Origin of the sequence: Streptomyces sp. NPDC048185, from assembly GCF_043202495.1 — a bacterium.
Taxonomy (GTDB): domain Bacteria; phylum Actinomycetota; class Actinomycetes; order Streptomycetales; family Streptomycetaceae; genus Streptomyces.
Map to the genome: position 1 here is coordinate 1,065,490 of NZ_JBIDAN010000001.1, position 23,261 is coordinate 1,088,750.

At 71.3% G+C, this 23,261-nt stretch carries 19 protein-coding genes and 1 tRNA gene; 13 read left to right on the forward strand and 7 right to left on the reverse strand.

Annotation, left to right across the window (positions count from 1 at the left end; translation table 11 throughout):
* Positions 1 to 4: 4 nt before the first annotated feature.
* The 6 genes from ACGF3H_RS04685 (at position 5) to ACGF3H_RS04710 (ending at position 7,199) form a co-directional block, all read left to right on the forward strand.
* Positions 5 to 1,051 (forward strand): ABC transporter substrate-binding protein, encoded by a 1,047-nt coding sequence (locus ACGF3H_RS04685; protein ID WP_362491841.1) that lies wholly within the window; start codon positions 5 to 7, stop codon positions 1,049 to 1,051.
* Positions 1,052 to 1,082: 31 nt separating this feature from the next.
* Entirely contained in the window at positions 1,083 to 1,973 is an 891-nt protein-coding gene (locus tag ACGF3H_RS04690; RefSeq protein ID WP_362491838.1) for a siderophore-interacting protein, read from the forward strand.
* Between the two features lie 178 nt (positions 1,974 to 2,151).
* On the forward strand, positions 2,152 to 3,618 hold the full coding sequence (gene desA, locus ACGF3H_RS04695) for a lysine decarboxylase DesA (protein WP_362491835.1): 1,467 nt from the start codon (positions 2,152 to 2,154) through the stop codon (positions 3,616 to 3,618).
* Entirely contained in the window at positions 3,602 to 4,885 is a 1,284-nt protein-coding gene (locus tag ACGF3H_RS04700; protein ID WP_362491832.1) for a lysine N(6)-hydroxylase/L-ornithine N(5)-oxygenase family protein, read from the forward strand. Before desA ends, ACGF3H_RS04700 begins: the two co-directional genes overlap by 17 nt.
* Entirely contained in the window at positions 4,882 to 5,433 is a 552-nt protein-coding gene (locus ACGF3H_RS04705; RefSeq protein WP_362491829.1) for a GNAT family N-acetyltransferase, read from the forward strand. Before ACGF3H_RS04700 ends, ACGF3H_RS04705 begins: the two co-directional genes overlap by 4 nt.
* Positions 5,430 to 7,199: an IucA/IucC family siderophore biosynthesis protein gene (locus ACGF3H_RS04710; RefSeq protein WP_362491826.1), complete on the forward strand. Its 1,770-nt coding sequence runs from the start codon at positions 5,430 to 5,432 to the stop codon at positions 7,197 to 7,199. Before ACGF3H_RS04705 ends, ACGF3H_RS04710 begins: the two co-directional genes overlap by 4 nt.
* Before the next feature lie 67 nt (positions 7,200 to 7,266).
* Here the strand turns inward: ACGF3H_RS04710 and ACGF3H_RS04715 are convergent, their stop codons facing one another.
* The gene (locus ACGF3H_RS04715; RefSeq protein WP_362491823.1) at positions 7,267 to 8,871 is read right to left on the reverse strand and encodes a beta-N-acetylhexosaminidase; all 1,605 of its coding nucleotides are present in this window, start codon (positions 8,869 to 8,871) and stop codon (positions 7,267 to 7,269) included.
* Between the two features lie 77 nt (positions 8,872 to 8,948).
* On the opposite strand from ACGF3H_RS04715, the gene ACGF3H_RS04720 reads away from it, so the two are divergent.
* The 3 genes from ACGF3H_RS04720 to glmS all read left to right on the forward strand — a co-directional run bounded on the left by ACGF3H_RS04720 (position 8,949) and on the right by glmS (position 12,026).
* Complete coding sequence (locus ACGF3H_RS04720) at positions 8,949 to 9,848, forward strand: DUF4429 domain-containing protein (RefSeq protein WP_362491820.1); 900 nt, start codon at positions 8,949 to 8,951, stop codon at positions 9,846 to 9,848.
* A gap of 64 nt (positions 9,849 to 9,912) precedes the next feature.
* Positions 9,913 to 10,170: a hypothetical protein gene (locus tag ACGF3H_RS04725; RefSeq protein ID WP_351136572.1), complete on the forward strand. Its 258-nt coding sequence runs from the start codon at positions 9,913 to 9,915 to the stop codon at positions 10,168 to 10,170.
* 38 nt (positions 10,171 to 10,208) lie between these two features.
* Positions 10,209 to 12,026 carry a glutamine--fructose-6-phosphate transaminase (isomerizing) gene (gene glmS / locus ACGF3H_RS04730; RefSeq protein ID WP_362491816.1) on the forward strand — a complete coding sequence of 606 codons (1,818 nt, stop codon included), beginning with the start codon at positions 10,209 to 10,211 and terminating at the stop codon, positions 12,024 to 12,026.
* Positions 12,027 to 12,104: 78 nt separating this feature from the next.
* Here glmS and ACGF3H_RS04735 read toward each other — a convergent pair whose 3' ends face one another.
* Complete coding sequence (locus ACGF3H_RS04735; RefSeq protein ID WP_362491813.1) at positions 12,105 to 12,632, reverse strand: universal stress protein; 528 nt, start codon at positions 12,630 to 12,632, stop codon at positions 12,105 to 12,107.
* Positions 12,633 to 12,937: 305 nt separating this feature from the next.
* Between ACGF3H_RS04735 and ACGF3H_RS04740 the strand changes: the two genes are divergently transcribed.
* The 4 genes from ACGF3H_RS04740 (at position 12,938) to ACGF3H_RS04755 (ending at position 16,132) form a co-directional block, all read left to right on the forward strand.
* Positions 12,938 to 13,336 carry a hypothetical protein gene (locus ACGF3H_RS04740; RefSeq protein ID WP_362491810.1) on the forward strand — a complete coding sequence of 133 codons (399 nt, stop codon included), beginning with the start codon at positions 12,938 to 12,940 and terminating at the stop codon, positions 13,334 to 13,336.
* A gap of 386 nt (positions 13,337 to 13,722) precedes the next feature.
* Positions 13,723 to 14,922, forward strand: a complete 1,200-nt coding sequence (locus ACGF3H_RS04745) for a helix-turn-helix domain-containing protein (RefSeq protein WP_362491807.1) — start codon at positions 13,723 to 13,725, stop codon at positions 14,920 to 14,922.
* 435 nt (positions 14,923 to 15,357) lie between these two features.
* Positions 15,358 to 15,960: an oligoribonuclease gene (gene orn, locus ACGF3H_RS04750; protein WP_362491804.1), complete on the forward strand. Its 603-nt coding sequence runs from the start codon at positions 15,358 to 15,360 to the stop codon at positions 15,958 to 15,960.
* Between the two features lie 99 nt (positions 15,961 to 16,059).
* Positions 16,060 to 16,132, forward strand: a tRNA-His gene (locus tag ACGF3H_RS04755).
* 87 nt (positions 16,133 to 16,219) lie between these two features.
* Here ACGF3H_RS04755 and ACGF3H_RS04760 read toward each other — a convergent pair.
* The 5 genes from ACGF3H_RS04760 to ACGF3H_RS04780 form a co-directional block, all read right to left on the reverse strand.
* Positions 16,220 to 17,284, reverse strand: a complete 1,065-nt coding sequence (locus ACGF3H_RS04760) for a LacI family DNA-binding transcriptional regulator (protein ID WP_362500561.1) — start codon at positions 17,282 to 17,284, stop codon at positions 16,220 to 16,222.
* A 177-nt stretch (positions 17,285 to 17,461) separates the two neighbouring features.
* On the reverse strand, positions 17,462 to 18,919 hold the full coding sequence (locus ACGF3H_RS04765) for a GH1 family beta-glucosidase (protein ID WP_362500560.1): 1,458 nt from the start codon (positions 18,917 to 18,919) through the stop codon (positions 17,462 to 17,464).
* Between the two features lie 161 nt (positions 18,920 to 19,080).
* Positions 19,081 to 20,007: a carbohydrate ABC transporter permease gene (locus tag ACGF3H_RS04770; RefSeq protein WP_362500559.1), complete on the reverse strand. Its 927-nt coding sequence runs from the start codon at positions 20,005 to 20,007 to the stop codon at positions 19,081 to 19,083.
* A 14-nt stretch (positions 20,008 to 20,021) separates the two neighbouring features.
* On the reverse strand, positions 20,022 to 21,014 hold the full coding sequence (locus ACGF3H_RS04775; protein WP_239766461.1) for a carbohydrate ABC transporter permease: 993 nt from the start codon (positions 21,012 to 21,014) through the stop codon (positions 20,022 to 20,024).
* 597 nt (positions 21,015 to 21,611) lie between these two features.
* On the reverse strand, positions 21,612 to 22,931 hold the full coding sequence (locus ACGF3H_RS04780) for an ABC transporter substrate-binding protein (protein WP_362500558.1): 1,320 nt from the start codon (positions 22,929 to 22,931) through the stop codon (positions 21,612 to 21,614).
* Positions 22,932 to 23,261 lie beyond the last annotated feature (330 nt).

Consider the following 23,261-nt stretch of genomic DNA (forward strand, 5'->3'; position numbering starts at 1 on the left):
CACCATGTCCAACGCCAGAGCTGCCCACCCGACCCGTCGCGGAATCCTCGCCGCCGGCGGCGCCCTCGGCCTCGGTGCCGTGCTCGCGGCCTGTGGGGACGACGACGCGAAGAGCGGCGGCTCGGACGGGCGGACGGGTGCCGCGAAGTCCGGCCCGTGGACGTTCAAGGACGACCGCGGCACCACCGTGAAGCTGGACAAGGTGCCGGTGAACATCGTCGCCTTCACCGGCGTCGCCGCCGCGCTGTGGGACTACGGCGTCCAGGTCAAGGGCGTCTTCGGCCCCACCACGACCAAGGACGGCAAGCCCGACGTCCAGGCCGGCGACATGGACGTCAGCAAGGTCACCGTCCTCGGCAACGAGTGGGGCAAGCTCGACGTCGAGAAGTACGTGGGCCTGCAGCCCGAGCTGCTCGCCACCACGACGTTCGACACCGCGGGCACCCTGTGGTCCGTCCCCGAGGACTCCAAGGACAAGATCGCCAAGCTGGCGCCCAGCGTCGCGGTCTCCGTCTTCGACCGCCAGCTCACCCAGCCGCTCCAGCGCATGTGGGAGCTGGCCGAGTCGCTCGGCGCCGACATGAAGGCCAAGAAGGTCACCGACGCCAAGGCCGCCTTCGACAAGGCGGCGGCCCGGCTGCGTGCCGCCGCCAAGGCCAGGCCCGAGATCAAGGTGCTGGCCGGCTCCGCGAGCCCGGAGCTGTTCTACGTCTCCGGCACCAACCTGTCCGTCGACCTCGAGTACTTCAAGGCCCTCGGCGTGAACTTCGTCGAACCCTCCGAGGAGGCCAAGAAGGCGACCGGCGGCTGGTTCGAGAGCCTGAGCTGGGAGAACGTCGACAAGTACCCGGCCGACGTCATCATCATGGACGACCGTTCCTCGACCATCCAGCCCGCCGACATCACCGAGGGCACCTGGAAGCAGCTCCCCGCGGTCAAGGCCGGCCAGGTCATCGCCCGTTCCCCCGAGCCGATCCTGTCCTACGACAAGTGCACGCCGCTGCTCGACAACCTCGCCGAGGCCATCGAGAACGCGAAGAAGGTCAGCTGACCCCGTCCACTCCGACTCGCAGGAGCCATCCGTGACGACTGCCGTAGCCGCCCCGTTCCGTTTCTTCTCCCTCCAGGTCGTACGGACGAGGCGGCTCGGCCCGTCTCTGACCCGGGTCACCTTCGCCGGGCCCGACCTCGCCGGCTTCCGTTCCGACGGACGCGACCAGTCGCTGTCGCTGTTCCTGCCGCACCCCGGCCAGACGGAGCCCGCGGTGCCGGTCGAGCTGGGCGACGGATGGTGGCAGGGATGGCGTGAACTCCCGGACGACGTGCGGGCGGTGATGCGCTCCTACACGCTGCGGGACCTGCGCCGGGACGCCCTGGGCAACACCGTCGAGATCGACATCGACTTCGTCCTGCACGGCGTCGGACCCGGAGGGCCCGGCGCGCCGGACGCGCCGGGCGCCGCGGACCGGACGGGTCCCTCCTCCCGCTGGGCCGCCCGTGCCGCCGCCGGCGACCGGGTCCTGCTGCTGGGCCCGGCGGTCGCCGACAACCGGGCCATCCGTTTCCGGGCGCCCGAGGACACCGACCTGGTGGTCGTCTGGGGCGACGAGACCGCCCTCCCGGCCGCCTCGGCCGTCCTCGAGTCCCTGCCGGCCGGCACCCGCGCCCGCGTGTGGCTGGAGGTGCCGCACGCCGCGGACGTGCAGGAGCTGAGGACCGCGGCGGACGCAGAGATCACCTGGCTGGTCCGGGAGGAGGCCGGGGACCCGGCCGGCCTCGCCCTCACCGCGCTCCGCGCGGCCCGGCTGCCGTCCGCCCGGCACCCCTACGTCTGGATCGCCGGCGAGTCCGGCCGCGTCAAGGAACTGCGCCGTCACTTCGTGGGCGAGCGCGGCGTCGACCGGCGCCGCGTCACCTTCGTCGGCTACTGGCGGCAGGGACTGACGGAGGAACAGCTCCGCGCACAGGGCTGACGACCCGTCCGTCACGCCTCGACTCACCGTCCGTGACGAGCAGTTGAGGCGGGAGTGACGGCCGTCACGCACAGGCATGCGTTTGATCGGCACTAATTAGGTTAGGCTAACCTAAGTCGAAGTCCGGGCCCCGCCCTCTCCCGTCCCTCTCGGACCGTCCCCACCGGAGGACCCCCACATGCGCTCGCACCTGCTCAACGACACCACCGCGGAGCAGTACCGCCACTCCGTGACCCAAGGAGTCGAGCGGGTGGCCGCCAAACTCGCCGCCACCGACCGGCCGTTCACCGGCATCACGGTCGACGCCCTCGCCCCCCGCATCGACGGGATCGACCTCGACCGGCCGCTGCACGACACGGCCGCGGTCCTCGACGAGCTGGAGGACGTCTACCTCCGCGACGCCGTCTACTTCCACCACCCCCGCTACCTCGCCCACCTCAACTGCCCGGTCGTCATCCCCGCCGTGCTCGCCGAGGCGGTCCTGACCGCCGTCAACTCCTCCCTCGACACCTGGGACCAGTCGGCCGGCGGCACGCTCATCGAGCGGAAACTGATCGACTGGACGACCGCCCGCGTCGGTCTCGGTCCCGCCGCCGACGGGGTGTTCACCTCCGGCGGCACGCAGTCCAACCTCCAGGCGCTGCTGCTGGCCCGCGAGGAGGCCAAGCCGGGGCGGGACGGGTGGGAAGGAGGACCCGAGCTCGCGAAACTGCGCATCTTCGCCTCCGAGGTCAGCCACTTCAGCGTGCAGAAGTCGGCGAAACTGCTCGGCCTCGGCCCCGACGCCGTCGTCGCGATCCCCGTCGACCACGACAAGCGCCTCCAGACCGTCGCCCTCGCCCGCGAGCTGGAGCGCTGCGTCGCCGACGGTCTCGTCCCCATGGCCGTCGTCGCCACCGCCGGCACCACCGACTTCGGCTCCATCGACCCGCTGCCGGAGGTCGCCGCGCTCTGCGCCCAGTACGGGACGTGGATGCACGTGGACGCCGCCTACGGCTGCGGACTGCTCGCCTCCCTGAAGTACCGGGACCGGCTGACCGGCATCGAACGTGCCGACTCCGTCACCGTCGACTACCACAAGTCCTTCTTCCAGCCGGTCAGTTCCTCCGCCCTGCTGGTCCGGGACGCGGCCACCCTGCGCCACGCCACCTACCACGCGGAGTACCTCAACCCACGCCGCATGGTGCGCGAACGCATCCCCAACCAGGTCGACAAGTCCCTCCAGACCACCCGCCGCTTCGACGCCCTCAAGCTGTGGATGACGCTGCGCGTGATGGGCGCCGACGGCATCGGCGAACTCTTCGACGAGGTGTGCGACCTCGCAGCCGAGGGCTGGCAGCTGCTCGCCGGCGACCCGCGCTTCGACGTGGTGGTCGAGCCGAGCCTGTCCACGCTGGTCTTCCGCTACATCCCGGCGGCCGTCACCGAGCCCGCCGAGATCGACCGCGCCAACCTGTACGCCCGCAAGGCCCTGTTCGCCTCCGGCGACGCGGTGGTCGCGGGCACCAAGGTGGCCGGCCGCCACTACCTGAAGTTCACCCTGCTGAACCCCGAGACGACCACGGCCGACATCGCCGCCGTCCTCGACCTGATCGCCGGCCACGCCGAGCAGTACCTGGGAGAGTCCCTTGACCGCGCTTCCTGAAGCCAGTGCCCCGTACGACTTCGTCGGGATCGGCCTCGGCCCCTTCAACCTCGGCCTCGCCTGCCTCACCGAGCCCATCGCCGAACTGAACGGCGTCTTCCTGGAGTCCAAGCCGGACTTCGAGTGGCACGCCGGCATGTTCCTGGACGGCGCCCACCTCCAGACCCCGTTCATGTCGGACCTGGTCACCCTCGCCGACCCGACGTCCCCCTACTCCTTCCTCAACTACCTGAAGGAGAAGGGCCGGCTGTACTCGTTCTACATCCGCGAGAACTTCTACCCGCTGCGCGTCGAGTACGACGACTACTGCCGCTGGGCCGCGAACAAGCTGAGCAGCGTCCGCTTCTCCACGACGGTCACCGAGGTGACGTACGACGAGGCGGACGAGCTGTACGCCGTCGCCACCACGTCCGGCGACGTCTACCGCGCCCGCCGTCTCGTCCTCGGCACCGGCACCCCGCCGCACATCCCGGACGCCTGCCGCGGTCTGGCCGGCGACTTCCTGCACAACTCGCGCTACGTCCAGCACAAGGCGGAGCTGCAGCGGAAGAAGTCGATCACGCTGGTCGGCAGCGGCCAGTCCGCCGCCGAGATCTACCTCGACCTGCTCGGCGAGATCGACGTCCACGGGTACCGGCTGAACTGGGTGACGCGCTCCCCGCGCTTCTTCCCGCTGGAGTACACCAAGCTCACGCTGGAGATGACGTCCCCGGAGTACGTGGACTACTACCACGCGCTGCCCGAGACGACCCGCTACCGCCTCACGGCCGAGCAGAAGGGCCTGTTCAAGGGCATCGACGGCGACCTGATCAACGAGATATTCGACCTGCTCTACCAGAAGAGACTCGGCGGCCCCGTCCCCACCCGGCTGCTCACCAACTCGGCGCTGACCAGCGCCCGGTACGCCGACGGCACGTACACGCTCGGCTTCCGGCAGGAGGAACAGGGCAAGGACTTCGAGATCGACTCGGACGGCCTGATCCTGGCCACCGGCTACAGGTACACCGAGCCGGAGTTCCTCAAGCCCGTCCGCCACCGGCTGCGCCACGACTCCCGGGGCAACTTCGACGTCGCCCGCAACTACGCCGTCGACGTCACGGGCCAGGGTGTGTTCCTGCAGAACGCGGGTGTCCACACCCACAGCATCACCAGCCCCGATCTGGGCATGGGTGCCTATCGCAACAGCTGCATCATCCGAGAGCTGCTCGGTGGCACCGAGTACTACCCGGTCGAGAAGACCATCGCGTTCCAGGAGTTCGCCGTATGAGCACCCCCACCGCCGCGAAGATCGGCGCCCTCACCCTGCGTCCCCTCGACCCGCTGAAGGACGCCGTCCTGCTGCACAGCTGGGTCACCCACCCCAAGTCGGCGTTCTGGATGATGCAGGACGCCTCGCTGGTGGACGTCGAACGCGCCTACATGGAGATAGCCGCCGACGAGCACCACCACGCGTACCTCGGCCTGCACGACGGCGTCCCCGCCTTCCTGATGGAGAAGTACGACCCGGCCCACCGCGAGCTGACCGGCCTGTACGAGCCGGAGCCCGGCGACGTCGGCATGCACTTCCTGGTCGCCCCCACCGACCGGCCCGTGCACGGCTTCACCCGGGCCGTGATCACCGCCGTGATGACCGAGCTGTTCGCCGACCCGGCGACCGCCCGCGTCGTCGTCGAGCCGGACGTGGGCAACAAGGCCGTCCACGCCCTGAACGCGGCCGTCGGATTCGTGCCCGAGCGCGAGATCCAGAAGCCGGAGAAGAAGGCGCTGCTGAGCTTCTGCACCCGCGAGCAGTTCGAGAAGGCGGTGCACGCATGAGCCTCGCCGACGCCGTGACCCACCTCTCCCCCGAACGCTGGGAGCAGGCCAACCGCCTCCTGGTCCGCAAGGCGCTGGCCGAGTTCACCCACGAGCGGCTGCTCACGCCCGAGCGGGACGGGGACGCGTACGTCGTCCGCAGCGACGACGGCAAGACCGCGTACCGCTTCACCGCCACCGTCCGCGCCCTGGACCACTGGCAGGTGGACGCCGGCTCGATCACCCGCCACCGCGACGGGGCGGACCTGCCGCTCGCCGCGCTGGACTTCCTCATCGAGCTGAAGGAGTCCCTGGGGCTGAGCGACGACATCCTGCCGGTCTACCTGGAGGAGATCTCCTCCACCCTCTCCGGCACCTGCTACAAGCTCACCAAGCCGCAGGTCACCTCCGCCGAGCTGGCGAGGAGCGGCTTCCAGGCCGTCGAGACCGGCATGACCGAGGGCCACCCCTGCTTCGTCGCCAACAACGGGCGGCTCGGCTTCGGCATCCACGACTACCTGTCGTACGCGCCCGAGACCGCGAGCCCCGTCCGGCTGGTGTGGCTGGCCGCGCACCGCTCGCGGGCGGCGTTCACGGCGGGCGTCGGCATCGAGTACGAGTCCTTCGTACGGGACGAGCTGGGCGAGGAGACCGTCGAGCGCTTCCACGGCGTGCTGCGCGAGCAGGGCCTGGACCCGGCCGACTACCTGTTCATCCCGGTCCACCCCTGGCAGTGGTGGAACAAGCTCACCGTCACCTTCGCCGCCGAGGTCGCCCGGCAGCACCTGGTGTGCCTGGGCGAGGGCGACGACGAGTACCTGGCCCAGCAGTCGATCCGCACGTTCTTCAACGCCTCGCACCCCGAGAAGCACTACGTGAAGACGGCCCTGTCGGTCCTCAACATGGGCTTCATGCGCGGCCTGTCGGCGGCGTACATGGAGGCCACCCCGGCCATCAACGACTGGCTCGCCCAGCTCATCGAGGGCGACCCGGTGCTGAAGTCGACGGGGCTGAGCATCATCCGCGAGCGGGCGGCCGTCGGCTACCGGCACCTGGAGTACGAGCAGGCCACCGACCGCTACTCCCCCTACCGCAAGATGCTGGCCGCGCTGTGGCGGGAGAGCCCGGTGCCGTCGCTCCAGGACGGCGAGACGCTCGCCACCATGGCCTCCCTCGTCCACGTCGACCACGAGGGCGCGTCCTTCGCGGGCGCGCTGATCGAACGGTCGGGCCTCGCGCCCACCGAGTGGCTGCGGCACTACCTGCGGGCCTACTTCGTCCCGCTGCTGCACAGCTTCTACGCCTACGACCTGGTGTACATGCCGCACGGCGAGAACGTGATCCTCGTGCTGAAGGACGGGGTGGTGCGGCGGGCGGTCTACAAGGACATCGCCGAGGAGATCGCGGTGATGGACCCCGACGCGGTGCTGCCGCCGGCCGTCTCGCGCATCGCCGTGGAGGTCCCCGAGGACAAGAAGCTGCTGTCGATCTTCACGGACGTCTTCGACTGCTTCTTCCGCTTCCTCGCCGCCAACCTCGCCGAGGAGGGCGTCGTCGAGGAGGACGACTTCTGGCGGACGGTCGCGGAGGTCACCCGGGAGTACCAGGAGTCGGTGCCGGAGCTGGCGGACAAGTTCGCCCGGTACGACATGTTCGCACCCGAGTTCGCGCTGTCCTGCCTCAACCGGCTCCAGCTGCGCGACAACAGGCAGATGGTGGACCTGGCGGACCCGTCCGGCGCGCTGCAGCTGGTCGGGAACCTGAAGAATCCCCTCGCGGGCCTCTGAGGGCCCCGCACGGACGGGCGGGCGCCCCGGAGACGGTCCTCCGGGGCGCCCGTCGCGTGCCGCCGGGTCAGGGCGTCCAGGGCACCTGGGGCGACCGGTAGTAGTCGATCCCCAGCGCCTCCCAGCGCGGCGCCTGCGCGGCCAGCCGCACCTTGTAGGTGTCCCAGTCGTGCGTCGCCGCCGGGGACCAGCCCAGCTCGGCGACGCCCGGCAGCCTCGGGAAGGCCATGTACTCGAGCTGGTCCGGCTCGGACAGGGTCTCCGCCCACAGCGGCGCCTCGACCCCGCGGACCGCGGAGGCCGGCACGCCCGGCAGATAGGCGCCCGGGTCCCAGTCGTAGGACCGCTGCACCTCGACGTAACCGGCCCAGGACAGCCCCAGCTTGGTGTCCTTGGTGTACTTCATGTCGAGGTAGGTCCGGTCGGCCGGCGAGACGATCAGTCCGGTGCCGTTCCGCGCGGCCTCGGCGACCTGGGCCTTCTCGGCGGCGCTGGTGCCGTCCAGGCCCCAGTACTGGGCGAGCGCCCCCTCGGCCGGGGCGGCGCCGGTCAGCTGGTGCCAGCCGACCACCGTCTTGCCGTACTTCGCGACGATCGGCTGCACCCGGTCCATGAACCTCACGTAGTCCTCGTGCGGCGTGGAGTGCGCCTCGTCGCCGCCGATGTGGAGGTAGCGGCCCGGGGTGAGCGCGGCCAGCTCGCGCACCACGTCGTCCACGAAGTCGTACGTGATGTCCTTGTCGACGCACAGTGAGCTGAAGCCGACGCTGGTGCCGGTGTACAGCGGGGGCGCCACGCCGTCGCAGTTCAGCTCGGCGTAGGAGGCGAGGGCCGCGTTGGTGTGGCCCGGCATGTCGATCTCGGGGACGACCTCCAGGTACCGGGAGGCCGCGTACCGCACGATCTCCTTGTAGTCGTCCTTCGTGTAGTACCCGCCGGGGCCGCCGCCGACCTCGGTGGAGCCGCCGTAGGCGGCCAGGCGCGGCCAGGAGTCGACGGCGATGCGCCAGCCCTGGTCGTCGCTGAGGTGCAGGTGCAGCTTGTTGATCTTGTAGAGGGCGAGCCGGTCGATGTAGCCCTTGACCTCGTCGACGGTGAAGAAGTGCCGGGAGACGTCCAGCATGGCGCCGCGCCAGCCGTAGCGCGGGGTGTCCTCGACGGTGCCGCCCGCGACCAGCCAGGGGCCGGGCTGCGCCGTCCTCTCCTCGACGGCCGCGGGGAGCAGTTGGCGCAGGGTCTGGACGCCGTGGAAGAGGCCGGCGGGCTTCGCGGCGGTGACGGTGACGCCGGACCGGCCGCTGTCGAGGCGGTAGCCCTCGTCGCCGTAGGGGCCCTTCGCCAGGCGCAGCCGGATGCCGCCGTCGCCGTGGGAGGTGACGGGCAGGCGATAGCCGGTGGAGGGGCGCAGGACGTCCGCGAGGTAGTCACCGACGCGGCGCGCCTCGCGGGAGTCGTCGACGCGGATGTGGGTGCCGCGGGTGATGCGGTACGGGGATCCGCCGGGGTCGGCCGAGGACGGGGCGGGGATCACCCGGTCCAGGGGGACCGGGGCCGCCTCCGGGGCCGGGGACGCCCCGACGGTGAAGGCTCCTGCCGCCGCCACGAGCAGCAGCGACCCGAGCAGCCGGGTGATGCGGGGAGTCGTTCCGCGGTGCCGTTGGTGCCGTCTCACGTGCTCTCCCTTCACGATGGGTATAGACCACTCTCCCGTACAACCGCCCCGCACAGAAGCGATGGAACAATCTCCGCATGGCGGAAATCATCCAGAAGGACGGAACGTGGGTCTTCGACGGCGACACCCTGCGGCTGACGCCCGGACGTGACAAGAACGTCGGTCTGCTCCGCCGGGAGCTGGGTGAACTGACCGTCCCGCTGCGGGCGTTGGCGGGCATATCGTTCGAGCAGGGCAAGAAGTCCGGGCGGCTCAGGCTGCGGCTGCGGGACGGTGCCGACCCGCTGCTGCACGCGACCGGCGGCCGGCTGACCGAGCCGCACGACCCGTACCAGCTGATCGTGGACTCCGACCGGTACGGCGTCGCCGAGTACCTGGCCGACGAGGTGCGCAACGCCCTGCTGCTGGAGCAGGTCCCGTCCGACCCGGTGGACGCCTACCTGCTGGCGGGGCCCTCCGTGCCGCTCTCGGTGTCCGCCGGGGACGGCACGGCGAGTTTCGACGGCGAGCGGGTGCGGCTGGAGTGGAAGTGGCAGGCGGAGGACGCGAAGTCCGCCGGCGGGCCGCGCACCCTGCCGCTCGCGGACATCACCGCCGTGGAGTGGCAGCCGTCGATGGGCCTGGAGAACGGTCACCTCCGCTTCACCGTGCGGGCGGCGCCGATCAAGGTGCCGCCCAAGTACGACCCGAATTCGGTCGAGTTGTGGGGCTTCAAGAAGGACCCGCTGATGGCCCTGGTGGCCGCCGCCGTCCAGGCCCGGCTCCCGCACCCGGCGGGAGCGCCGGCCCTGGAGGAGGCGCGCCCGGCCGAGCCCGCCGGGGCTCCCGCACCCGCTCCCGCTCCCGCTCCCGCTCCCGAGGACGACCACGACGCGCTGCTGCGGCGGTTGCGGGAGCTGGGCGAGCTGCACCGCTCCGGGGTGCTGACGGACGAGGAGTTCACCCTCGCCAAGCAGGCGATTCTCCGGCGAATGTAAGGAGCCTGCCCGAAATCGGGCAAGATTCTTGCGAAAGCGTCGGCCGTCCCCCAGGATCTACCGGGTGCACGACGAACTCGTTGATCATCTGACGCGGTCCACCCCCCTCAACCGGGGCGAGGCACTGCGCGTGATCCAGGACGTGCTCGCCTACTTCGACGAGACGACCGAGGAGTACGTCCGTCGCCGCCACCGCGAGCTCCAGGCCCAGGGCCTGGTGAACGCGACGATCTTCGAACGGATCGCGGCGGAACTGAAGTACCGCGCGGTGGCACCACCGGAGCTGACGCTCCGCCAGCTGCGCCGCATCGTCTACGGCTGAGAGGCCGTGGGACACGAGACCTGCGAGGAATACGGTATATGTGCGGAATCGTCGGATACATCGGCAAGCGTGACGTCGCGCCCCTGCTGCTCGAGGGCCTCCAGCGCCTGGAGTACCGCGGCTACGACTCGGCGGGCATCGTCGTCACGTCCCCGAAGACGGCCGGCCTGAAGATGGTCAAGGCCAAGGGCCGGGTCCGCGACCTGGAGGCCAAGGTCCCGGCGCGCTTCAAGGGCACCACGGGTATCGCCCACACCCGCTGGGCCACCCACGGCGCCCCCTCCGACGTGAACGCCCACCCGCACATGTCGGCCGACAACAAGGTCGCCGTCGTGCACAACGGCATCATCGACAACGCCGCCGACCTGCGCCGCAAGCTGGAGGCCGACGGCGTCGAGTTCCTCTCCGAGACCGACACCGAGGTCCTCGTCCACCTCATCGCCCGTTCCGAGGCGGAGAAGCTGGAGGACAAGGTCCGCGAGACCCTCCGCGTCATCGAGGGCACCTACGGCATCGCCGTGATGCACGCCGACTTCCCCGAGCGCATCGTCGTCGCCCGCAACGGCTCGCCGGTCGTCCTCGGCATCGGCGAGAAGGAGATGTTCGTCGCCTCCGACATCGCCGCGCTGGTCGCCCACACCCGGCAGATAGTCACCCTCGACGACGGCGAGATGGCCACCCTCAAGGCCGACGACTTCCGCACCTACACCACCGAGGGCACCCGCACCACGTCCGAGCCCACCACCGTGGAGTGGGAGGCCGCCTCCTACGACATGGGCGGCCACGACACCTACATGCACAAGGAGATCCACGAGCAGGCCGAGGCCGTGGACCGCGTGCTGCGCGGCCGGATCGACGACCGCTTCTCCACCGTGCACCTCGGCGGCCTCAACCTGGACGCCCGCGACGCGCGCGCCGTGCGCCGCGTGAAGATCCTCGGCTGCGGCACCTCGTACCACGCGGGCCAGATCGGCGCCCAGATGATCGAGGAGCTGGCCCGCATCCCCGCCGACGCCGAGCCCGCCTCCGAGTTCCGTTACCGCAACGCGGTCGTCGACCCCGACACCCTGTACATCGCCGTCTCCCAGTCCGGTGAGACGTACGACGTGCTGGCCGCCGTGCAGGAGCTGAAGCGCAAGGGCGCCCGCGTCCTCGGCATCGTCAACGTGGTCGGCTCGGCGATCGCCCGCGAGGCCGACGGCGGCATGTACGTGCACGCCGGGCCCGAGGTGTGCGTCGTGTCCACCAAGTGCTTCACCAACACCTGCGTCGCCTTCGCGCTGCTCGCCCTGCACCTGGGCCGCACCCGCGACCTGTCCGTGCGCGACGGCAAGCGGATCATCGAGGGCCTGCGCAAGCTGCCCGCGCAGATCTCCGAGATGCTGGAGCAGGAGGAGGAGATCAAGAAGCTGGCGGCGCAGTACGCCGACGCCCGCTCGATGCTCTTCATCGGCCGCGTCCGGGGCTACCCGGTCGCCCGCGAGGCCTCCCTGAAGCTCAAGGAGGTCTCCTACATCCACGCCGAGGCCTACCCGGCCTCCGAGCTGAAGCACGGCCCGCTGGCCCTGATCGAACCGGCCCTGCCGACGGTCGCGATCGTGCCGGACGACGACCTGCTGGAGAAGAACCGCGCGGCCATGGAGGAGATCAAGGCCCGCAGCGGCCAGATCCTCGCCGTCGCCCACCAGGAGCAGGAGAAGGCGGACCACACGATCGTGGTCCCGAAGAACGAGGACGAGCTCGACCCGATCCTCATGGGCATCCCGCTCCAGCTCCTCGCCTACCACACGGCGCTGGCCCTCGGCCGGGACATCGACAAGCCGCGCAACCTCGCCAAGTCCGTCACGGTGGAGTAGTACACCGGTCCGACGGCCGGACGGCCCCGCACGTGCGCGTGCGGGGCCGTCCGCGTGTCTCCCGGGTCCGCCGGACCGTCAGGGAATGACCACCACGGGCCGCTGCGCCCGCTTGGCGAGGCGTCCCGCGACGGAGCCGAAGAGCCGGCCCACGAGGCCGTGACTGGAGCCGACGACGATCGCGTCCGCCTCGTACTCCCGCCCCACCTCCTCGAGTTCGTGGCAGATGTCGCCGCCGCGCTCGACGAGGATCCAGGGCACCTCGGTGAGGTAGTCCGCGCACGCCAGCTCCAGGCCCAGCACCTCGGTGCGGTGGTCCGGCACGTCGACGAAGACGGGAGGTTCGCAGCCGGCCCACACCGTGGTCGGCAGCCGGTTGGCGACGTGCACGATGACCAGGCCGGAGCCGAGCCGGCACGCCATGCCGATGGCGTACGCGAGAGCGCGCTCGCTGGAGGTGGAGCCGTCGAAGCCGACGACGACGCCGTGCTTGAAGGCTGGGTCGCACGACTGGCGTGGCTCTCCGGCCGCCAGGGGCTCGGCCGCCGTAGGTTCGGCGACGGGCCGCTTGCGGTCCGCGGGTTCGAAGAATTCGTGACCGGCCATGGCTGTCTCGGCGTTTGTATCCTCTATGGGGGGCAACAGTGTGCGGCGGAGCTGTGTCCGGGAACGGTCTTCCCAACCCCATACCCCCAAGGGTACGGCGGCACGCCTCCTTCGCCCAGATCCCGCGACGGGTCCGCCGCGGGTTCCCCGGAGCATGCCCGAGGGGGCGCCCGTAACGCAATGGTTGCTGCGCTGTACAGGCGGTTTGCACGGGATTCAACTGCCCGTGCACCCGGCCGGGGCCCCCTCGTGACCGACGGACCGGACGGACGTTGATCTCCATGAGCCAGCCCCAGGGAGCCCGCATGTCCGGACCGCACCAGCCCGCCGAGCCGCCGTCCGGCACCCCCGGACCGGCGGCGCCCGGGCGGGACGGTGTCACCGATCTGGTCCGCTGGGCCGTCTTCAGCTGCGTCCTCGTCCCGGTCGTGCTCCTCTGGTACGGCACCTCCCTCGCCGGCGCGACCGGTACCGCCGTGGGACTGGCCGCCCTCACCGGCGCCTGCCGCCTGCTGCTGCGCCGCTCGGAGCGCGGCGCGGCCCTGGTGCGCGAGGGGGCCGGGGAGTCCGGGGAGACCCGGGAGGGCGCCGGGAACCACCGGGGCGCCGCGCCCCGGGCCGGGGGGCACCGCCGGGGCGGACGGGGCGGACGGGGCGGACGCGGGGGCGGTCGCCGCACCGGGGAAAACACACCGGTCGGTTGACCGGTTTCCGCGCACGCGCCCGCTTCTTTTCAGCCAACTTCCAGGGGGGTCGCTTCCCCTGCCCGAATCGCCCCCCAACCCCCGTTCCACCTGCACGGACAGGGTCTCGGAGGCCCCGCGCACCCTATGTGGATTGGCCACTGCCACGAGGCGCACTTCCCTGCGGCGCCCCGGAGTGCGACGCTTCGTGATCGACTGCTTCACGCCAAGTTGCCATGTCGACAATGTCCCAAGTGCCGAACCGGCCACCTCGGTACGACGGGACGCAGTAGATTCGATCTTGACTGTCTACGGCGGGGGACTCGTGCAGGACCGAGGGGAAACGTGTTGGAGCGACAGACCCGAAAGGTTGAGGGCGCCGCGACCACCGAGGGGGGCTTAGCGGGATGAGCCACGACTCCACTGCCGCGCCGGACGCCGCGGCCCGGAAGCTCTCCGGGCGACGCCGCAAGGAGATCGTCGCGGTGCTGCTGTTCAGCGGCGGTCCCATCTTCGAGAGTTCCATACCGCTGTCGGTGTTCGGGATCGACCGCCAGGACGCCGGCGTGCCGCGCTACCGACTCCTGGTGTGCGCCGGCGAGGACGGCCCGCTGCGGACCACAGGGGGCCTCGAACTCACCGCGCCACAGGGCCTCGAGGCGATCTCGCGGGCCGGCACGGTCGTCGTGCCGGCCTGGCGGTCGATCACCTCGCCGCCGCCGGAGGAGGCGCTCGACGCCCTGCGCCGGGCGCACGAGGAGGGCGCCCGCATCGTCGGGCTGTGCACCGGTGCCTTCGTCCTGGCGGCGGCCGGCCTGCTCGACGGCCGTCCGGCCACCACCCACTGGATGTACGCGCCGACGCTGGCCAAGCGCTATCCGTCGGTGCACGTCGACCCGCGCGAGCTGTTCGTGGACGACGGCGACGTCCTGACGTCGGCGGGCACGGCGGCGGGCATCGACCTGTGCCTGCACATCGTGCGCACGGACCACGGCAACGAGGCGGCCGGCGCGCTGGCCCGCCGCCTGGTGGTCCCGCCGCGCCGCAGCGGCGGTCAGGAGCGCTACCTCGACAGGTCTTTACCGGAGGAGATCGGCGCCGACCCGCTGGCCGAGGTCGTCGCCTGGGCGCTGGAGCACCTCCACGAGCAGTTCGACGTGGAGACGCTGGCGGCCCGCGCGTACATGAGCCGGCGCACCTTCGACCGCCGGTTCCGCTCGCTGACCGGCAGCGCGCCGCTGCAGTGGCTGATCACGCAGCGGGTGCTGCAGGCGCAGCGGCTGCTGGAGACGTCCGACTACTCGGTGGACGAGGTCGCGGGCCGCTGCGGCTTCCGGTCGCCGGTGGCGCTGCGCGGCCACTTCCGCCGCCAGCTCGGCTCGTCCCCGGCCGCCTACCGGGCCGCCTACCGGGCCCGCCGCCCGCAGGGCGACCGGCCGGTGGACGCGGAGGGCGGCACGGCGGGAGCGTCCCGGCCCCCCGCCCCGCACGAGGGCGGCCCGCAGCCGTCCCCCGTCCCGGCGGAGAGCCAGCTCCCGTTCCAGACCCGCCGCACCCCGGTCCCGGCCGCCGCGGCCAGCCTGCCGGGCCAACGCAGCGCACCGTGACGTGACCTCCGGGAGCGCCGGCCGGGCCCACAGCCCGCCCGGCGCTTCCGCGCCGTCCGGCCCTCCCGCACACCGGGGTCCGGCTCTCTCCTGACGCGGGGGTCCGGCCCTGCTCCACGCCCGGGTCTGACTCTCCCCCATGCCGGGGCGCCGTCCTCCAGGCCCGGGTCCGGCCCTCCCCCATGCCGGGGCGCCGTCCTCCACGCCCGGACTCGGCTCCCCATGCCGGACTCGGCTCCCCGTGCCGGGTCCGGCTCTCCCCCGCAACAGAGTCCGGCCCTCCCCCGCGCCGGGCGGGCAGACCCACTCAGCCCGTCCGGCGTTTGAGGACGAGGCCGTCCAGGCCGAAGCGGGGGCCTGGGGGCGGCAGCCCCCAGCGAGGCCCACACCGACACCGGGGGCCCATCCGGCGGACGCCCGCCGTAGGGTGGCCCCATGAACGATCGCATGGTGTGGATCGACTGCGAGATGACCGGCCTCTCGCTGTCCGACGACGCGCTCATCGAGGTTGCCGCCCTCGTCACCGACTCCGAGCTGAACGTGCTCGGCGAGGGTGTCGACATCGTCATCCGTCCGCCGGAGCGGGCCCTGGAGACGATGCCGCAGGTGGTGCGCGAGATGCACACCGCGTCCGGCCTGCTCGCCGAGCTCGACGGCGGCACGACGCTCGCGGACGCCGAGGCGCAGGTCATGGCGTACGTACGGGAGCACGTGAAGGAACCCGGTAAGGCACCCCTGTGCGGCAACTCGGTCGGCACCGACCGGGGCTTCCTGCTGCGGGACATGCCGACGCTGGAGGACTACCTCCACTACCGGATCGTGGACGTCTCCTCGATCAAGGAGCTGGCCCGGCGCTGGTACCCGCGGGCGTACTTCAACAGTCCCGAGAAGAACGGCAACCACCGCGCCCTCGCCGACATCCGCGAGTCCATCGCCGAGCTGCGCTACTACCGTGAGGCCGTCTTCGTCCCGCAGCCCGGCCCCGACTCCGACACCGCCAAGGCGATCGCCGCGAAGCACGTCGTGACCGCCCGGTAGGGGCGCCGCGAAAGGCGGGCGCGAGCACCCCTTCGGACCCTGTACACTTTTTCTCAGCCGGTCGGGGAACCCCGCAAGAGGTTCCGACTGCCGGCCATGGTGGGTGTAGCTCAGCTGGTAGAGCACCTGGTTGTGGTCCAGGATGCCGCGGGTTCAAGTCCCGTCACTCACCCTGAGTCATCAGCCGGTGACCTTCGGAAGAAGGTCACCGGCTGATTGCGTTGAGTGCGGCGGCGCGGGCGGGCCCGCGCCGCCGCACTCACGACGAGGCGCGTTCCACCAGCTCCGTCGCCAGCACCACCTGGTGCCGCTGCCCTCCCTGCCCTCCCCGCGTCCCCGCCGGACGGCGGTCCGCGATCTCGGTCAGCAGCAGGTCGATCATCGCGCGGCCCATCTCCTCGATGGGCTGCCGGACGCTGGTCAGCGGCGGGTCGAGGTGGCGGGCGATGGCCGAGTCGTCGTAGCCGACCAGCGCCACGTCGTCCGGGATGCGCCGCCCGGCCTCGCGCAGCGCCTGGCGGGCACCGGCCGCCGTCACGTCCGAGGCGGCGAAGACCGCGTCCAGGTCGGGGCAGCGGCGCAGCAGCTCCGTCATCGCGCGCCGGCCCCCCTCCTCGGTGAAGTCGCCCGGCTCGATCAGCTCGTCCGCGTCGCCGAGTCCGCCGTCGCGCAGGGCGTCGCGGTAGCCGTCCACGCGCCGCTGGGCGCCGTAGACGTCGAGGTGGCCGGTGATGTGGGCTATGCGGCCGCGGCCCCGGGACATCAGGTGCTCGACGGCCGAGCGGGCGCCGCCGTAGTTGTCCGAGTCCACGGACGCCAGCGTCTCCGCCGCGGAGCGCGGGCCGCTGATCACGGCGGGGATCTCCAGCTGGGTCAGCATGTCGGGCAGCGGGTCGTCGGCGTGTACCGAGACCAGCAGGACGCCGTCCACCCGGTGCGCGGCCAGGTACTGGGCGAGCCGCCGCCGCTCCCGGTCACTGCCCGCGAAGATCAGCAGCAGCTGCATCTCGGTGTCGGTGATCTCCGCGCCGACGCCGCGCAGCATGTCCGAGAAGTAGGGCTCGGCGAAGAACCGGGTCTCGGGCTCCGGGACGACCAGGGCGATCGCGTCGGTGCGGTTGGCCGCGAGCGCGCGGGCGGCGGTGTTCGGGACGTAGCCGAGCTCCGCGACGGCCGCCTCGACGGCCGCCCGGGTCGCGTCGCTCACCCGGGGCGAGCCGTTGATGACCCGGGAGACCGTGCCGCGGCCGACGCCGGCCCGGGCGGCCACCTCCTCGAGGGTCGGGCGTCTGACGCCCCGGCTCCGCCCACCGTTGACCGCCATGGTCGTCGCCCTTCCCTCGCTGCTGTCCGGCCAGGAATCTAACAGCCCCGGCCCGTGACTCCCCGCCCCCATCGTGCCTCGCGGCGGGCGGAATTCCCCCCTCCGTGCGGTGGGAGAGCCGCGAGGGCGCGACCGGGGGGACCGGTCGCGCCCTCGCGGCTGACGTGCGGCGCGGGCTCAGCCGAGTTCGCCGGCGGCGGGCAGCGCGTTGCGCCGGATCACGTCGGCGTACCAGTGGGCACTCGCCTTGGGGATGCGGCGCTGGGAGGCGTAGTCGACGTAGACGGCGCCGAAGCGCTTCGAGTAGCCGTAGGACCACTCGAAGTTGTCCAGCAGGGACCACAGGAAGTAGCCGCGGACGTCCGCGCCGTCGGCGACGGCCCGGTGCACGGCGTCGAGGTGGGAACGGAGGTAGGCGATGCGCTGCGGGTCGTTCACCCGGCCCTCGGGCGAGACGTAGTCGTCGAAGGCGGCGCCGTTCTCGGTGACCATCAGCGGCAGGCCGGGGTGGGACTTCGCCAGGCCGGTGAGGAGGGTGTGCAGCCCGTTCGCGTCGATGGCCCAGTTCATCGCGGTGACGTCGTCGTTGGCGAGGTGGAAGGCGACGTCCTCGGAGCCGGTCCACGGCGAGTGGTCGCTCGCGCCGTGGCCGTCGTTCTTCGTGGTGGCCGCGCCGTCGGCGGGCAGGGAGACCACGGTCGGCGAGTAGTAGTTGACGCCGAGCACGTCGACCGGGCGGGAGATCTCCGCCAGGTCGCCGTCCTTCACCAGCTCGTTCCAGTCGACGAGGTGCGCGGTGTCGGCGATCAGGTCCTCGGGGTAGGCGCCGTCGAGGAGGGGACCGGTGAAGATCCGGTTGCCGACCGCGTCGATGCGGCGGGCCGCCTCCGCGTCCTCGGGGGCGTCGGTCAGGGGGCGCACCTGGTGCAGGTTGAGGGTGATGGAGGTCTGGGCCGTCGACGGCAGGGCCGCGCGCAGCACGCCGACCGCCTTGCCGTGGGCCAGGTTGAGGTGGTGGGCGGCGCGCAGGGTCGCGGCCGGGTCCGTGCGGCCCGGGGCGTGCACGCCGGATCCGTAGCCCAGGAAGGCGCTGCACCACGGTTCGTTGAGGGTGGTCCACACGCCGACGCGGTCGCCGAGGGCGCGGGCCATGATGGCGGCGTACTCGGCGAAACGGTCGGCGGTGTCGCGCTGCGGCCAGCCGCCGGCGTCCTCCAGCTCCTGGGGCAGGTCCCAGTGGTAGAGGGTCGCCACGGGGGTGATGCCGGCCTCGAGGAGCTCGTCGGTGAGGCGGCGGTAGAAGTCCAGGCCGCGTTCGACGGCCGGACCGCGGCCGGTGGGCTGGACCCGGGACCAGGAGACGGAGAAGCGGTACGCCTTCAGACCGAGGTCCTTCATCAGCGCCACGTCGTCGCGGTAGCGGTGGTAGTGGTCGGCGGCGATGTCACCGGTGTCGCCGTTGCGGACCTTGCCGGGGGTGTGGCTGAAGGTGTCCCAGATGGAGGGCGTGCGGCCGTCCTCGGCGGCGGCGCCCTCCACCTGGTAGGCGGCGGTGGCGGCGCCCCAGACGAAGCCCGTCGGGAAGGAGGTGGCGGTGGCCGGCTGGGCGAGGGTCTCGGGTCGTACGGCGGTCATGGTGAGAGCGCTCCCAAATGGCGTGAGGAGGTGCCGGGCGGTGCGGCCCGGTGGTGCGGGGAAGGCGGGGTGGGCGCGGGGGTGGGCGCCCGGGGCCCGGGGTCCGGCAGGGCCCGGGTGCGGGCCGGGCCCTGCCGGGCGGCGCAGGGGGCGAACGGGGGTCAGCCCTTGACTGCGCCCGCCATGATGCCTCCGACGATCTGCTTGCCGAAGACGACGAAGACGACCAGCAGCGGCAGGGTGCTGATCAGCGCTCCGGCCATGACGATGCTCTGGTCGGGGGTGTAGGAGGCGCTGAGCTGACCGAGCGCGACCTGGATGGTGGGGTTCTCCTGGTTCAGCGCGAGGAAGGGCCAGAAGAAGTCGTTCCACGCCTGGACGAAGGTGAGCATGCCGAGCACCATCATCGCGGGCCGGGCGGCGGGCAGGACGACGTTCCACACGATGCGGAGGTTGTTCGCCCCGTCCACCTTGGCCGCCTCGATGAGTTCGTACGGCAGGGCCTCGATGAGGTACTGGCGCATGAAGAAGACACCGAAGGCGCCGACCAGGGTCGGGAAGATCACCGACTCCAGCTCTCCGCTCCAGCCGATGTCCGACATCATCATGAACAGCGGCACGACGCTGAGCTGCGGCGGGATGGTGAGGGTGGCGATGACCGCGGTCATCAGCACGTTCCGGCCGCGGAAGCGCATCTTGGCGAAGGCGTAGCCGGCCAGCGTGCAGAAGAACAGCGTGGCCGCGGTGATGGAGCCGGCCACGATGGCGCTGTTGACGATGGCCTTGCCGAGGTTGGCCTGTTCCCAGGCCGCTTCGAGGTTGCTGAACAGCCTGCCGCCGGGCAGGAACGGCGGCGGGGTGTCGAGGACCCGCTGCTGGTCGTGCGAGGCGGCCACCAGCGTCCAGTACAGCGGGAAGAGGGATCCCAGGCCGACGACGGCCAGCGCGAGGTAGGTGAAGGGGCCGCCCTTGAGCTGCTGGCCGGCGCCGATCCGCAGGCGGCGGCCCTTGCCGCCGCCCGAGCCGAGGACCTCGGCCACCGGGGCGGGGTCCGGGGCGGTCTTGTAGGGAGTACTTGTCGTGGTCATCGTTGTCGCTCCCGTCAGGCCGCGCTCTTGCGCACGAACCGGCTGACGATCCAGTTGATCAGGGCGATGAGCAGCAGCAGGACGAGCATGGCCCAGGCCACGGCGGCGGCCGGGCCGAGGTGCTGGAGCTTCCAGCCGTAGTTGAAGAGGTAGATGCTGAGCGTCTCGTACTGGTGCTCGCTGCCGCCGACGGCGCCGAGCGTGCCGCCCTGCAGCAGCAGCGGCTCACCGAAGAGCTGCATGGAGCCGATCGTCGAGATGACGATGGTGAACAGGATCGTCGGCCGCAGCGCGGGGATGGTCACCTTGCGGAACTGCTGCCAGCGCGACGCGCCGTCGATCGACGCCGCCTCGTACAGGTCGGTCGGCACGGCCTGCATGGCCGCCAGGTAGATCAGGGCGTTGTAGCCGGTCCAGCGCCAGATCACGATGATCGAGATGGCGATCTTCGACGTCCAGTGGCCGTTGCCCCAGTCGATGTCGCCCGCGCCGAAGAAGCCCAGCACCCAGTTGAGGAGTCCCCCGTCGGCCCGGAACACCAGGGCGAAGACGAGGGCCGCGGTGGCCACCGAGGTGGCGTACGGCGTGAGGATGATCGTCCGCCAGAAGGTGCTGGCGCGCAGCTTGTAGTTGAGCAGGTGGGCCAGGCCCAGGGCGACCAGCAGCTGCGGGACGGTCGAGATGACGCCGATGATGAAGGTGTTGGAGACGGCGGTCCAGAACTCGGAGTCCTGGAGGATCTTGGCGAAGTTCTCGAAGCCGACCCACTCGGACTGGTCGAGGCTCGTCATCTCCACCCGGTGCAGGGCGATCCAGCCGGTGTAGAGGAGCGGGTAGAGCCCGAAGGCGCCGAAGATGAGGAAGAAGGGGGCGATGTACGCGTACGGCGACACCTTGTCGTCGAGACGCCACAGTCGCGAACGCCACGGGCTGCGTCCTCGGGACGCGGCGCCGGAGCCGCCGGTGAGCGGAGTCTTGGCACCCCGGGTGGGGGTTGTCGTTGCCACGGAGGGAGTCCTTCCCTGGGAGGTCGGGCCTGGGAGGTCGGGCCGGGTAGGGGCGGGAGGTCGGGCGGCGGGCCGGGCGCCCGCCGGTCCCTCCCCGCGCGGTTCGGCACGGTGCCGGGCGGCCCGCACGACGGCCGGCGGTGCGTGTGGGCGGCCGGTGGTGGCGCGGACCCGGCGCGTGGTGCCGGATCACCGGTGGCGGGCGCCCGCCCGGGCGGCGGACGCCGGGCGGCGGCCTGGGCGGCGGGTGCTGGTGCCGGTCGGAGGGATCGAGGTGGGGGCGGGGCAGCGGGCCGGGGGGGTGTCCGGGGGCGGGTCGTGCGGCGCGGCGCCGCGGGGTGCCGGTGCCGCGGGGCGCGGCCGTGCCGCGCCGTCCGCACGGGCGGACGGGCGGACGGACGCCGGCGGGTCAGTGCGTCACCCACGGCCCCGGGTGCCGGACCCGACGCCGCGCAGCAGACCCGCCGCGGACGGCCGGGTCTGCTGCTGACGCCACCCGCGCCTGCGGGCGGGGGCCGTCGTACCACCACGGCCCCCGCCGTGCGCACGGTGCGAGCGGTGCGGGGCGGCTGGTTGGTCCGCCCGCACCGGCGCGGGTCAGCCGATGGCCTTGTCGATCGTCTCGACCGCCGCGTCCCAGGCCTTGTCGGGCTTGGTGCCCCGCTGCTCCATGTTGTTGATCTGCGTGGAGATCGTGTCCTTGATCACGCCGTCCTTCGGGCCGAGCACGGCCACCGGGATGGACTTGGCCTCCTCGGCGTAGATCTGGCCGACGGGGGCGTTGTTGAAGTACTCGAGCTTCGCGTTCTTCACGTCGTCGAGCGCGTAGGCGCCCTGGTTGGACGGGAAGACACCGACGGCCTTGAACACGGCGGCCTGCTGCTCGGGCGCGGTCAGCCACTTGACCAGCTCGGTGGCCTCCTTGACGTGCTTGCCGCTCTTGGGCACGGTCAGGAAGGAACCGCCCCAGTTGGCCGCGGTCGCGCCGGGCGCCCGCGTGATGTCCCACTTGCCGGCGAAGTCGTTGCCGGAGTAGTTCTCGATCTGCAGGGACATCCAGGCCGGGCACACGACGGTGGCCACGGAGCCCTTGCGCAGCGCCGCCTTCCACGGGTCCTGGAACTGCGGCAGACCCTGGCTCAACTTCTTCTCCGCGGCCTCGGCCGCGAGGTCCCAGCCCTTCTGCACCGAGGGGCTGTCCTTGTATATCGCCTTGCCGTCGGCGTCGTAGTACTGGCTCTCGGAGGAGCTGACGACACCGTTGAACATGGCGCTGGCGGAGTCCATGAAGTAGGTGCCGTCGGGCGCCTTCTCCTTGTACTGCTCACCCAGCTGGATGTAGTCCTCCCAGCCGCCCGCGACCGCCTTGGCGACCTCCTCGCGGTCGGTCGGCAGGCCCGCCTTCTCGAAGAGGTCCCTGCGGTAGCAGAGCGACATCGGGCCGATGTCGGTACCGGCGCCGATGACCTGACCGTCCTTGCTGGTGGCCTGCTTGGCCTTCCAGTCGACCCACTGGCCGGTGTCGATGCTGCCCTTGAGGTCGGTGAACTTGTCCGCCTGGGTGTCCACGACCTCCTTGATGCGGGCGACTTCGACGCCGACGACGTCACCCAGGCCACTGCCCGAGTTCAGCTGCTGAAGGAGCTTCGGGTAGTAGTCCTGCTCGTTGGCGGTGGTCTCTTCCTTCACCTCGATGTTCGGGTGAAGCTGCTGGTACTTCTCGAACAGGCCGGCTTCCTTGTAGCCGAACTGCCCGTAGTCGGCCACCTTGAGGACGATCTTCCCGTCGGATTCCGAGGCGTCCGAGTCACTGTCGCTGCTGCAGGCGGTCAGCAGCAGGGCCGAGGCCGTCAGGACCGACGTGGTCAGGGCCGCTGCTCTGCGGCCACGGACGCCGCCGGTTCGGGTGATGCGCATTCCACTACTCCTTGTTCCAGTGGGAACGGGGACCTCAGGAATCAGACCGCCGGGTTCGACGGTCCGGACCTGCCCTCTCGGTTCGAGCAGCGGCCAGCCCAGAGCAACGCGGCAAGCGGTGCGAAGATGCTGGTCAACGGTGTGCCATGCGAGGTGGAGGGAAGGGCCGATGGTGCTTCGTTCCGTACGGAAGCCGGCCCCGGAACTCCGTGGGACCGCTCCCACGCGGCTTGCCCCGAAGACTCGTTGCTGCCGGGCCCAGGTGTCAAGACTTGAAAACGGCGTTGTTGCGCAAGCGTGTTCCGCGCGTCACGGGAATGTGTCGCACCG